This is a genomic window from Mucilaginibacter koreensis (assembly GCF_054783355.1).
On sequence record NZ_BAAGQS010000001.1, the window covers coordinates 1823080 to 1836104 of the forward strand.

Sequence of the window (13025 nt, forward strand, 5' to 3'; positions counted from 1 at the left end):
CCAGCTTACTGCATTAAAAATTTATAGCTTCCGATGTTTTTGAGGGCAGTACCGGTTCCGCGTACTACGGCACGAAGCGGATCTTCGGCTACGTGTACAGGTAGTTTGGTTTTGGCAGCCACACGTTTATCCAAACCGCGCAGCAAAGCGCCACCACCGGTTAAATAGATACCGGTTTGGTAAATATCTGCTGAAAGTTCGGGCGGCGTAATTTCCAGTGCTTTTAAAATCGCTTCCTCAATTTTAGAGATGGATTTATCCAAGCAATGGGCAATTTCGGTATAAGACACCGTGATTTGCTTAGGCACACCAGTCATTAAATCACGGCCTTGTACGGCAAAATCAGCAGGCGGGTCTACCAGTTCGGGCAGGGCGGCGCCTACTTCAATTTTAATTTTCTCGGCAGTACGATCACCAATCATGATGTTGTGCTGGCGGCGGATATACTGAACGATATCAGAGTCGAAGTTATCTCCCGCTACGCGGATTGATTGGTCGCACACAATACCCGACAGGGCAATTACCGCAATTTCGGTAGTACCACCGCCAATATCAATAATCATGTTACCCATCGGCTCCTCCACGTCAATACCGATACCTACGGCAGCGGCCATCGGCTCATGGATGAGGTAAACCTCTTTGGCACCGGCAATCTCGGCCGAGTCGCGCACGGCACGTTTCTCTACCTCGGTAATGCCCGAAGGTATACAGATCACCATACGCAGCGAAGGGAAAAACCAGCCTTTGCCTTTATTGATCATTTTAATCATGCCGCGTATCATGTGCTCGGCTGCATTAAAATCGGCAATTACGCCGTCTTTCAGTGGGCGGATGGTTTTAATATTATCGTGCGTTTTGCCTTCCATTTGCATGGCCTGGCGCCCAATAGCAATCACCTTACCGGTGGTACGGTCAATGGCTACGATGGATGGTTCGTCAACCACCACCTTATCGTTATGTATAATGAGGGTATTTGCTGTACCTAAATCGATAGCAATCTCTTGTGTGAAAAAGTTAAATAAACCCATTTAATGCGTATTTCGGAGTAATCTGCAAAGTTTATAAAAAATCGTGTAATATTCTTACTACTTAACTGCTTTTAAAGCGTTTGATTGCCAATTTTATTGTATCCGCTTTAAAACTTTAGTGTTTAAAGTGACGTATGCCCGTGGTAACCATTGCAATACCTTTGGTATTTGACATATCAACCGATTTTTGGTCGTTGATAGAACCGCCCGGCTGCAATACGGCAGTAATACCGGCATCAGCTGCAATTTCTACACAATCAGGGAACGGAAAGAATGCATCCGAAGCCATTACGGCTCCGTTTAAATCAAAACCAAAAGCGTGTGCTTTTTCAATAGCCTGCCTTAATGCATCCACGCGTGAGGTTTGCCCCACGCCGCTGGCCATTAACTGATTGTTTTTAGCCAGTACTACGGTATTTGATTTGGTATGTTTCACCACCTTGTTGGCAAAAAACAAATCTTTCAGTTCCGCCTCGGTAGGTTGCTTGTCGGTAACGGCAGTCATTTGGTCCGGGCCTTCAATTATGTTGTCTTTATCCTGCTCGATTACACCGTTCAATAAAGTTTTAAATTGCTTTACCGGCAACTCTACACCCTGGCGAATCAAGATAATACGGTTCTTTTTTTGCTGCAGCACGGCCAAAGCCTCATCAGTATAAGCAGGTGCAATCAGCACCTCGAAGAATATTTTGCTGACCTCTACCGCTGTTTCCTCATTAATTTCATCATTGGCGATAATAACACCTCCGAAAGCCGAAACCGGATCGCAGGCCAAGGCATCCATCCAGGCATCTTTAATATGGGTACGGGTAGCAATACCGCAGGCGTTGGTATGTTTCAGGATGGCGATAGTAGGGTCGGTAAACTCATCAATCAGGGCCACGGCGGCATCCACATCTACCAGGTTATTGTACGATAATTCTTTGCCGTGCAGCTTGGTGAACATTTCGCTTAAATCGCCATAGAACACGCCTTGCTGGTGCGGGTTTTCTCCGTAGCGCAATACCTGACTGGTTTGTATGCTTTGCTTAAATACCGGCAGGGCTTCTTCCTGGTTAAAATAGTTGAAGATGGCAGTATCGTAGTTGGAACTGATGTTGAACGCCTTTTGTGCAAACTTGCGGCGCTGCTCCAGCTCTAAATCACCATTTTGCTGTTGCAGGATGCTGGTCAGTTCCTGATAGTCATCTTTTGAGGCGATGATGGTAACATCTTTATAATTTTTAGCGGCAGCGCGGATAAGCGAAATACCACCAATATCAATCTTTTCAATCACATCATCGTGCCCGGCACCTGAACGTACGGTTTCTTCGAACGGATACAGGTCTACAATCACCAAATCAATCTGCGGGATATCGAACTGGTCCAGTTGCTGCTCGTCGCTTTCAAAGCTACGACGGGCCAAAATACCGCCGAATACTTTAGGGTGCAGCGTTTTTACGCGGCCGCCCAGTATAGAAGGATAACCGGTTAAATCTTCAACGGCAACTACATCCGCACCTAAACTGCGGATAAAGGTTTCCGTTCCGCCGGTGGAATAAATACGTACACCAAGGCGTTTTAACTCCTGAATAACCGGCTCGAGGTTATCTTTGTAATATACTGAAATAAGGGCATTTTTAAGCTGAACGGGCTGGCTCATGAGGTGGCTGTGTTTTAAGCCGCAAAGGTAGGTATTTAGGATGAAGGATAAAAGGACAAAGGCGCAAGGAAAATGAGGTAGGAATTCATTATAGTGGAAACAATATCGAATTATGAATATTGAATTTTGAATGATGAAGGTGTGTTACTTCACTTCGGCATTCATCATTCAAAATTCTTTATTCGATATTAATTTTATTATCAGCTATATTAACTTCTATATCAACTCTTATCCACCAGCATTTCTACCACCCGCGGCAAATGATAATGTTCTAATTGCTGGCCTTTCAGTTTGATTATTTCCAGCGTATCGCCGGGTTCAATTTTGTATTTGGCCTGGTGGATTACTTCACCTTCATCAAAATGCTCGTTTACAAAATGGATGGTGATGCCGCCCTCAGTGTCTTTGGCTGCCATCACAGCGTGATGCACATGGTCGCCGTACATGCCCTTGCCGCCATGTTTGGGTAACAGCGAGGGATGAATGTTGATGATTTTATTGGGAAATGCTTTGAGCAGCGATTCAGGAATGAGCCACAGAAAACCAGCCAGCACAATCAAATCTACCTGCAGGTGTTTGAGCAGGCGCACCACCTCATCGGTTTGATAAAAATCGTGGCGGTTGAACACATGGGTAGGAATTTCGAAGTTATCGGCCCGCTGCAGTACGTAGGCGTTGGGGTTGTTGGCCAGCACCAGCACCACTTCGGCTTTATCATGGTGCTGAAAGTGCTCCATCACCTTCTGGGCGTTTGACCCCGAGCCTGAAGCAAAAATGGCAATCCGTTTTTTCAAGGTATAGAGGTTTTTGCGGGCAAATATAGGGCTTACAGGTGAAACCCGCGTTAAAAAACATATAACCACTTGTCATGCTGAACTTGTTTCAGCATCTCTCCGGACAAGCAAAGCGATAAGTTCGCCGCATACTTAGCATGTGGGATGCTGAAACAAGTTCAGCATGACAAATTGATGGGCGTAGCTAACTACTTCCTCATCACCCTCTCATACAAAAAATCGGCAGCAAATTGCCCGGCTTCAGCCCAGCGCTCCTGCGTTTCTTTACTATAGGAGAAAATAGGGTTGAAATGCTTTTGCAACTGGTGGGCATAACCTTCAAACGGTTTCAGGGCATTAGGTATCTTCAAGGCATCAGCCTCCTGCTGTATGGCCTTGCTGCCGTAGATGCCGCCTTTTTCGTCTACCTTTTGGGTGAAGGGCACGTTGCCATCTTCAGTACCATGGGCACTTACAATAGGTACACGGGCATTTTTCAGGTAATTGATATCGAATAAAGCGCCCCAAAAGTTAATTACAGCTACTGCCTTTACCCGGCCGCCAACCGGCTCTTTTGGGTTAATCCCCTGCCCTAACTGGGCCAAATCTGCCGGGGTACAATAGGCCGCCTGCAAAGCCATCATGCCCCCGGCCGAGTTACCGGCCAAAATAACTTTGGTGGTGTCAATGCGGTAACGGGCAGCGTTAGCCTTGAAGTAAGCAATAGCCTCTTTTAAATCTCCTATGGCGGTATAGCAGTTCTTTTTCAATCCTTCATAGTTGAAAGACAGGCTTTTATTGAGCGTGTAATTAATAGAGGCACATACATATCCCCTCTGGGCAAAGGTGCGGCTCCACAGCGTTACATCCTTATCGTTTTTAGAACCGAACTTAAAGCCGCCGCCATGCATCCAAATGATGAGCGGGCGTTTCATCAGCTTGTCGCCGGTGGGCTGGTAAAAGTCGTACTGGTTGGTTTTATTGGTCGGGTTATCGGGCACATAGCTTTGATTTTCATCTATTTTTACCTGGGCAAAAACCAGGTCTTTATAGCGCTGGCCTACCATTTTTTGGGCGTTGGCTAATGGTGCGGTAATGATAATTCCGAACAGCAAAATGTATTTAAGCATCGTTTTCAAGTATAAACTAATTTTTGTTTCCCCTGCCCTATCTCCTATGCTTTAACGGCCCGTATACCATCACCTTTATGTTTTTTACTACATTTGGGTAGCAGAACCATTTGCCGCCGTATACATGATTGCAGGACTGGGCATCGATTTAATTGAGGTGGAACGCATTGCCAACAAAATCAAAAGAAACAACGGTTTCCGCGACTTAGTGTTTTCGCAAAGCGAAATCAGCTATTGTGAGCGGCAGGCCCGTCCGCACGAAAGCTATGCCGCCCGCTTTGCGGCCAAAGAAGCTTTTTTTAAGGCTTTGGGCACAGGCTGGCTCAGTGGTACGGCTTTTAACGAAGTGGAAATTATCCACGATCAGGATGGCAAGCCGAAGGTGAACTTTTTGGGCGAAACCGCGCAACTGATGCAAACCATCGGCATTACCAATGTAATGGTCTCGTTAACACACGTTAAAGAAATGGCGGCTGCTACCGTAATTATAGAAAAGTAAACATGTTTTTATCTGATACGCATATCCTCAACCCTATTACCAAAGCACAGCAGGAAGAAAAGCTGCAGCAATTGCTCACTTATTTAGCGGCCAATTCTCCGTTTTACCAGGAGCTGTTTGCACAGCACCAAGTAGATATTAGCCGGATAAAAACGCTGGAAGACCTGCCCCTGCTGCCCACTACCACCAAGGAAGATTTGCAGCGCCGCAACTGGGATTTTTTGTGCGTACCCCGCGGGCAGGTGGTTGAATATACTTCTACCTCAGGTACCCTGGGCGGCCCGGTCACCATTGCTTTAACGGATAATGATTTAAACCGACTGGCTTATAACGAATTTCTGTCGTTCAGCTGTGCTGATGGCAAAGCTGGTGATTTGTACCAGCTGATGCTCACTTTAGACCGCCAGTTTATGGCCGGTATTGCCTATTACATGGGCTTGCGGCGTATGGGTGCGGGCATTATCCGCCTCGGCCCGGGCGTACCGGCCCTGCAATGGGAAACCATTAAGCGCCTGCAACCTACGGCTATTGTAGCCGTCCCCTCGTTTATGCTGAAGCTGATGCAGTATGCTAAAGACAATGGCATTGATATTAACCAAAGCTCAGTGAAGAAAGCCATTTGCATTGGCGAGAACATCAGGAATACCGATTTTAGTCTGAATATTTTGGGTAAGAAAATTACGGATGCCTGGAATATCCAGCTGTTCTCTACTTATGCCTCTACCGAGATGCAAACCGCCTTTACCGAATGCGGACAGGGCATGGGCGGCCACCACCAGCCCGAACTGGTAATTGCCGAACTGCTGGATGATAACGACCAGCCCGTACCTGCCCACACCCCTGGCGAACTTACCATTACCACGCTGGGCGTAGAGGGCATGCCCCTGCTGCGCTACAAGACCGGCGACATTTGCATGTACCTTGACGAGCCCTGCGCCTGCGGCCGTACCGGCCTGCGCCTGAGCCCTATTATGGGCCGCAAAAAGCAGATGATTAAGTTTAAGGGCACCACCCTGTACCCCCCCGCCCTGTTCGACCTGCTGAACGAGCGCGACGAGATTTTGGATTATGTGGTGGAAGTATACAGCAACGAAGTAGGCTTGGATGAAGTACTGCTGCACCTGGTACCCGCTGAAACCACCGAAGAATGCGACCACCGCATCCGCGCCTACCTGCAGGCCCGCCTGCGGGTAAGCCCGCATATTAAATATGTAACTACGGAGGAAATCCAAAAAATGCAGTTCCCGGAAATGATGCGTAAGGCGGTGAAGTTTGTGGATAGAAGGGGGTAAGTGATTTGTAGCCGGTAGTCATAGACTACCTGCATAGGGCTTCGAAGTTTCCAACTTCGAAGAACTTAGGAGAGTGTTATTCACAGACTAAAAAGGAAAATAAAAATCAGTGAAAATCAATGATAAGTGAAATCGAACAAGAAACATTGGATTTTAGTTGGTTCTTTACCAATGGCGAAAAAATAGGCTTTGTAGCCTCGGGTGGTGGGAAGTTGCCAAACTCGATTGCTAATCAAACACATGAAGCAATTGCTGAGTTGGCATCGTATTTTGAAGCCTTACCACCTATAAGCAGTGTAATTGTGAATCCGGCTATTAATAAACTTATTACACCAGGCACTAATAAGCATGTTTATATTTCATTCTTCGCCGAGATGGCTGAAAGAGGCATTTATGCTTTTGACAAAACGGCTTGTAATAATTTTTTAAACACTAATTATCATTGGGTTGCATATCCTGCTACACTTCTAAAGCTTAGCCATTTACCAGCAAACATTGCAACAAGAGTAATGCAAACAACTTTTACAGGGGATTTCAATGCTGATTTAGATTTAAAGCATTTCAACTAGTGAAATGACTTTTACTGGTTTAAGTCTTCCACAGGAGGACTTAAATCTAAACTTAGTACTCTTCTTCCGCTCAAGCGTCTACGCTTGAGCAACTTGTAGCAGAGCCACTTGTAGAATGCTCAAGCGGGGATGCTTGAGCGGAAGAAGAGAATAAAAACGACCACCAACAAACAACTCAGACGAGTCAGGAATATTTACCATCACTTCAAAGCCATGGATACACCAGTGAAAAGTGAGGAAAACTGGATAATGAAAAACATCGGTATACTTAAGCTTATTGGAACAATACTTATAAGCGGTTCAATTTTATTATTAAGTAAGTATTATTGGCCTAGCAGCGCTGAGATTATTTTGAAACGGGCTATTCCGTTGGATTTCCATGGAAAAGTTGATTCTGTTTATCGTGATGAACAAAATCATAATGTGATGTATGTTATTTTATCAACTGGTTATGTGTATGCAGTATATGCTGATTGGGAAAATAAAATTAGACTTGGCGATTCATTATCAAAAAACAAGGTAGCACACAGGTTCAAGTATTTAGAAAAAATCATGTTTCAGATACATTAGATTACAAAGTACTTGTAAAAGGCTTGAAATAATCGCACTTTTTTTCTGCTCAAACGTCCACGCTTGAGCAGAAAAAGGGAACTAATCAGAATTTTAGAATCTATCACAGACTTTAAATTATTCTAATAAATGACAGATTTAAAGATTAAATATAAAATTGATTTCTATTTACTTTTTAAGAACAACTTATTGCTCACGGTAATACTTATAGTAGTTGGTATGTTTTTTAGGATCACTTGGATAGAAAGATTTGTGATTGTTTGTGTGATAATGATGACTGTTTGTGTCAAAATTGCATTTTCAAAAAAAATGATTTCAATAGTCTTCGATGAAGAGTATTCTCAAATTAGTATAATTTTATCAGGTATTTTCGTTACAAAAAAGATGTTGAATCTTCACTTTAATGAAGTAAAATACTATTATGCAGAAGAGATTGTTGGGCGTGGAATAAAGAGTCTAGTTTTAGCTTTGTATAAAATGGACGATGAAATAATTAAATTGAAACCATCATCAAGCGGTTTTAGTCAAGATACAATTGCTGAAATAGAACATAATTTAAAAATTATTGGAGCAAGGAAAATTTAAACCAGTAAAAGGGGGGCATTCATCGCAAACAAATACATCCCACATTTGCGATATTATCTAAGATTTGATACCTTGCTTAGGTCAACCCCTTTAAATGATTATCAAATACCTAACCTTTGCTGTCAGCATTTCATTTATATCCTGGATAATAGGGATCATTGTTGGTGCTGTACTCGTCAAAACGCCGTATTACAACCGGTACTTTTCAAATTTAAACTTCATCACCAATGCCCGTTTAAATAAATACATGGGCATCAACGTGTTCAGGTGGATAATTATCCATTCGTTCTTCAAGTATTTTAATCCGAAGTTGTCCATGCCCAAAACCATCAAGGCAAGCGATTTAGCTGAGCTGAGAAAAGAAATGACGGTTGCCGAACTGAACCACCTGGCCGCCTTTGTGTTCGTACTGGTTTTTGTAGTTGCAAAACTTTGGAAGGGCGAAATACTTTTTGCTGCTATTATTATGCTGGTAAACATCATCATGAACCTGTACCCCAGTTTACTGCAACAACAAAACAAAAGGCGTATAGATAGATACGGCAAGTTCCTCACTCGGAGTAAACCATTAGCTAATCAAACGCCTTCGTTGGTTTAATTTTAGCACAACTTCATATTGTTGCCGAAATATTACTATCCGAGTTGTCATTTTGACCGTAGGGAGAAATCTTCTTCACCAAGCCGGTCTGTTATAGACTTATCGTCCGAAGAAGATTTCTCGCTACGGCCGAAATGACAAATTGAAATATTTAACAAGCGTTCATGAACGTTCACGGGTGTTCACGCCTGTTCACGAGCGTTCACGCTCATCAAGTTTAACCATGAGTGAATTTTACGATTTTCATATACTATTCTAAATATCAGCACCTTAAGTAGCATTTTAATTTTCATCAGTTAAATTTCACTTACTTAAACGTCATAAAAAGCGTTCACAAGTGTTCACGACACATGAACGTGAACACTTGCACTTTTCGGCTTCGTACTTACCTCATATTTTTTAACTTTACCGCCTGCAAGTTTATACGTACATCTTAATTAATCTATCAAGCCCATGGCAAGTGTTGCTGCGCACACGCTTTCATTAGAGACTTTTTTTAACATCCTCTACCATAACCAGGAATTCACGCCTGATGCCGCTGCCCTTGAAAAGGTAGCCGCCAGTTTTGAATTTCTTACCCAGTTTTCTTCCAACAAACTCATTTACGGTATCAATACCGGCTTCGGCCCCATGGCCCAGTACAAGGTGAGCGAAGAAAATTTGCTGCAACTGCAATACAACCTCATCCGCAGTCATTCATCCGGCAGCGGTAAATTGATACCGGCCCACCTGGCCAAAGCGCTGATGGTGGCCCGCCTCAACAGCTTTTTGCAAGGCTTTTCAGGCGTGCATACCGATGTGATAACACTGTTAACCACCCTCATCAACAAAGGCATTACCCCCTGCATCTACGAGCATGGCGGCGTAGGTGCCAGCGGCGATTTGGTGCAGCTGGCCCACCTGGGCCTGATGCTGATTGGCGAGGGTGAAGTAGAGTTTGAGGGCAACATCTACCCTGCCGCCGAGTTATTCGCGCAGCAAGGCATCCAACCGCTTACCATCCGCCTGCGCGAAGGACTGGCCATATTGAACGGCACTTCGGCCATGACGGGTATTGGCCTCATCAACGTCATCCAGGCGCAAAAGTTGCTGGTATGGCAGGTAATTTTATCTGCCCTCACCAACGAGGTAGTAGAGGCTTATAACGACCACTTTTCGCACGAACTGAACCGCGTAAAGCTGCACCCCGGTCAGCAGCGCATTGCTACCATGATGCAGGAAGCCCTGCATGACAGCCAAATGATCCGCGACCGCTCGGAGCACTTGTACGACCCCGAAAAACTGGATAAGGAAGTATTTGAAGATAAAGTGCAGGAGTATTACTCCCTGCGCTGCATTACCCAGGTGCTGGGCCCGGTGTACGATACCATTACCCAAACACGTGAGGTATTGGTAAACGAACTGAACTCCGCCAATGATAACCCGGTGGTGGATGTAGAGAACCAGCATGTATACCACGGCGGCAACTTCCACGGCGATTATGTGTCGCTGGAGATGGATAAACTGAAAATTGCCATTACCCGCCTGTCTATGCTATCCGAGCGGCAGCTCAACTACCTGCTCAATGAGAAGCTGAACGGTAAGTTCCCTCCGTTTTTAAATTTGGGCGTATTGGGCTTAAACTTTGGTATGCAGGGCGTGCAGTTCACAGCGGTATCTACTGTGGCCGAAAACCAAACCCTGTCGTACCCCATGTACCTGCACAGCATTCCGAATAATAACGATAACCAAGACATTGTAAGCATGGGCTGCAATGCGGCGCTGATGACCCACAGGGTAATTAATAACGCTTATGAGGTATTGACTATCCAGTTAATGACCCTGCTGCAAGCCGTTGATTACCTGAATTGCCAGGAGCGGTTATCTAACCAATCTAAAACCGTTTATCATGAGGCCCGCGCCAGCTTCCCTAAATTTGTGGAGGATAGTCCGCGGTATGCCGATTTGAAAAAAGTGCGTGAGTATTTGGAAATTACCGAACCCGCCTTAAAATTTTAAACCATGAAGTGTGCATTAGTAACCGGAGGATCGAGGGGCATAGGCCGCGCCATTTGCCTCGAACTGGCCAAACAAGGCTATTATGTGCTCATTAACTATAAAAGCAACCAGGCCGAAGCCGAGCAAACTCTAAACTTGCTGCAAATGGAAGGCGAAAGCGGCGAGCTGCTCCAGTTTGACGTGGCCGATAAAGAAGCCATCCGGCAAGCTTTGGGCGGATGGATGGAAGCCAACCCTGACGAAATCATTGAAATTCTGGTGAACAACGCCGGCATACGCGAAGATGCCCTATTTTCGTGGATGACGGATGAGCAGTGGGACAATGTATTGAACACCAACCTCAATAGCTTTTTTTACACCACCCGCCTGGTATTGGGCGAGATGCAGGAAAACCGCTATGGCCGTATCATCAACGTGGTATCATTATCCGGCCTGAAGGGCCATGCCGGGCAAACCAATTATTCGGCTGCCAAAGCCGGCGTCATCGGTGCCACCAAGGCCCTGGCGCAAGAGGTTGCCCGCAGCGGCATTACCGTAAACGCCCTGGCCCCCGGCTTCATCAAAACCGATATGACCGAAGGCCTGGACGAAAAGGAGCTGCGCAACCTCGTTCCCGCCCGCCGCTTCGGCAAACCCGAAGAGGTGGCATATGCCGCAGCCTTCCTGGCATCGCCGCAGGCAGCTTACATTACTGGGCAAGTACTGTCTATTAATGGTGGTTTATATTCTTAAAGCTTCATCATACCATGCTGCCTGATAAAAACGTTATCCAAATAATCCCCCAGCGTCCGCCCTTTATAATGATTGGCGAGTTACTGAGTAAGGATGAACACATTACACGCAGCAGTTTTGCAATACCGGCAGACAACGTTCTGGCAGCAAACGGCTATTTCACCGAAGCTGGCATCATAGAAAACATAGCCCAAACCGCGGCTGCGCGGGCAGGTTATGAAGCACAGCAGCAAAACCAACCGGTGGCTGTGGGGTTTATCACGCTGGTAAAAAATCTGGAAATTATCAGGCTGCCAAAGGCTGGACAAACGCTGCTCACTGAGGTGGAAATTCAGGATCAGATTTTTAATACAACTTTAATTAGTGGCAAAGTTTGGTGCAATAAAGAGCTGATTGCCCAATGCAATATGAGTATTATGATACAGGAGCCAGGTATAGAGGAAGAAGCATGAGTGAGACCGCAACAGAAGTAAAAGACGTTTATATTATAGCCGATAACATTTTATCGCCCTTAGGCGGCACAACAGAGCAAAACTTTGAAGCGCTAAAGCAAGGCCGCTCATCTGTACAAATACACCACAATGCTGCAATTTCGGCTAATCCAGTTGCCGCCTCTTTGTTTCAGCCAAATGAAAGCTTTTTGGCTGATGCAGAGCAGTACACTAAATATGAACAATTGCTCATCGCTTCGCTACAAGAAGCCTTACAGCACTGTGATTTGAATATCACTAACCCTGATACCATACTCATCATCTGCTCCACCAAAGGCAACATCAGCCTGCTCGAAACCGAACCCCATACCGAAGCATTGAACCAGCGCATGGCGCTGCATACATCCGCAAAACTGGTGGCTGATTACTTTGGCTTTGTCAATATACCTATTGTAGTGTCCAACGCTTGTATCTCGGGCGTATTGGGCATACTCAATGGAATGCGGTTACTGCAAAGCGGCAAATACAAACAGGCCGTGGTTACCGGAGCCGATGTCATTTCCAAATTTGTAGTGTCGGGCTTTCAATCCTTTCAAGCCCTGAGCGCAGAGCGCTGTAAGCCTTTCGATAAAGATCGAACCGGACTGAATTTAGGTGAAGGTGCAGGCACCGTAATTTTATCCACTAAAGGTCAATCACCTGCCAATATCCGAGTTACCGGCGGGGCTACCAGCAACGATGCCAACCATATTTCCGGCCCCTCGCGCACCGGTCAAGAATTGGGCTTTGCCATTACGCAGGCCATAAAAGGTGCGGGCATCAAACCCGCTGATATTGGCCTGATTTCTGCCCACGGCACCGCCACACCTTACAATGATGAGATGGAGGCTAACGCGATAGCTATTGCAGAGGTGACCCGGTCGCCCCTGTTCAGTTTAAAACCTAATTATGGCCATACCTTGGGGGCAGCCGGTTTAATTGAAACCGTGGCCGCAGTGAGGTGCCTGCAGGAGAACATCATACTACCTTCGTTAAACTTTAACGAATTGGGCGTTAGCCGCAAACTTAACGTGACCACTGCACTACAGCATACACCGGTTAAGCATGCACTTAAAACCGCCTCGGGTTTTGGCGGCTGCAATGCGGCACTGGTGCTGAGCAAATAAAACCGTATTTTT

General features: G+C 45.6%; 14 protein-coding genes. 10 read left to right on the top strand and 4 right to left on the bottom strand.

Annotation, left to right across the window (positions count from 1 at the left end):
• Positions 1-5: 5 nt before the first annotated feature.
• The 4 genes from ACYVNW_RS08270 to ACYVNW_RS08285 all read right to left on the bottom strand — a co-directional run bounded on the left by ACYVNW_RS08270 (position 6) and on the right by ACYVNW_RS08285 (position 4573).
• On the bottom strand, positions 6-1028 hold the full coding sequence (locus ACYVNW_RS08270; RefSeq protein WP_460679378.1) for a rod shape-determining protein: 1023 nt from the start codon (positions 1026-1028) through the stop codon (positions 6-8).
• A gap of 115 nt (positions 1029-1143) precedes the next feature.
• Entirely contained in the window at positions 1144-2670 is a 1527-nt protein-coding gene (purH, locus tag ACYVNW_RS08275; protein ID WP_460679379.1) for a bifunctional phosphoribosylaminoimidazolecarboxamide formyltransferase/IMP cyclohydrolase, read from the bottom strand.
• A gap of 221 nt (positions 2671-2891) precedes the next feature.
• Complete coding sequence (gene purN / locus ACYVNW_RS08280) at positions 2892-3464, bottom strand: phosphoribosylglycinamide formyltransferase (RefSeq protein ID WP_460679380.1); 573 nt, start codon at positions 3462-3464, stop codon at positions 2892-2894.
• Positions 3465-3652: 188 nt separating this feature from the next.
• Positions 3653-4573, bottom strand: coding sequence for an alpha/beta hydrolase (locus ACYVNW_RS08285; protein ID WP_460679381.1), 921 nt, complete (start codon positions 4571-4573; stop codon positions 3653-3655).
• Between the two features lie 124 nt (positions 4574-4697).
• Here ACYVNW_RS08285 and acpS point away from each other — a divergent pair, with 124 nt between their 5' ends.
• The 10 genes from acpS (at position 4698) to ACYVNW_RS08335 (ending at position 13013) form a co-directional block, all read left to right on the top strand.
• The gene (gene acpS / locus ACYVNW_RS08290; protein ID WP_460679382.1) at positions 4698-5072 is read left to right on the top strand and encodes a holo-ACP synthase; all 375 of its coding nucleotides are present in this window, start codon (positions 4698-4700) and stop codon (positions 5070-5072) included.
• A gap of 2 nt (positions 5073-5074) precedes the next feature.
• Positions 5075-6364 carry a phenylacetate--CoA ligase family protein gene (locus ACYVNW_RS08295; RefSeq protein ID WP_460679383.1) on the top strand — a complete coding sequence of 430 codons (1290 nt, stop codon included), beginning with the start codon at positions 5075-5077 and terminating at the stop codon, positions 6362-6364.
• Positions 6365-6483: 119 nt separating this feature from the next.
• The gene (locus ACYVNW_RS08300) at positions 6484-6933 is read left to right on the top strand and encodes a hypothetical protein (protein WP_460679384.1); all 450 of its coding nucleotides are present in this window, start codon (positions 6484-6486) and stop codon (positions 6931-6933) included.
• Between the two features lie 213 nt (positions 6934-7146).
• Entirely contained in the window at positions 7147-7503 is a 357-nt protein-coding gene (locus ACYVNW_RS08305) for a hypothetical protein (protein WP_460679385.1), read from the top strand.
• Positions 7504-7632: 129 nt separating this feature from the next.
• Positions 7633-8088: a hypothetical protein gene (locus ACYVNW_RS08310; protein ID WP_460679386.1), complete on the top strand. Its 456-nt coding sequence runs from the start codon at positions 7633-7635 to the stop codon at positions 8086-8088.
• A 94-nt stretch (positions 8089-8182) separates the two neighbouring features.
• Positions 8183-8686, top strand: coding sequence for a glycosyl-4,4'-diaponeurosporenoate acyltransferase CrtO family protein (locus tag ACYVNW_RS08315; RefSeq protein WP_460679387.1), 504 nt, complete (start codon positions 8183-8185; stop codon positions 8684-8686).
• Positions 8687-9139: 453 nt separating this feature from the next.
• A complete protein-coding gene (locus ACYVNW_RS08320) occupies positions 9140-10684 on the top strand; it encodes an HAL/PAL/TAL family ammonia-lyase (protein WP_460679388.1) in 1545 nt (514 codons plus the stop codon).
• Positions 10685-10687: 3 nt separating this feature from the next.
• Positions 10688-11416 carry a 3-oxoacyl-ACP reductase FabG gene (fabG, locus tag ACYVNW_RS08325; RefSeq protein WP_460679389.1) on the top strand — a complete coding sequence of 243 codons (729 nt, stop codon included), beginning with the start codon at positions 10688-10690 and terminating at the stop codon, positions 11414-11416.
• Positions 11417-11430: 14 nt separating this feature from the next.
• Positions 11431-11868, top strand: coding sequence for a 3-hydroxyacyl-ACP dehydratase (locus ACYVNW_RS08330; RefSeq protein WP_460679390.1), 438 nt, complete (start codon positions 11431-11433; stop codon positions 11866-11868).
• Entirely contained in the window at positions 11865-13013 is a 1149-nt protein-coding gene (locus tag ACYVNW_RS08335) for a beta-ketoacyl-[acyl-carrier-protein] synthase family protein (RefSeq protein ID WP_460679391.1), read from the top strand. Before ACYVNW_RS08330 ends, ACYVNW_RS08335 begins: the two co-directional genes overlap by 4 nt.
• The last annotated feature ends 12 nt before the right edge of the window (positions 13014-13025 follow it).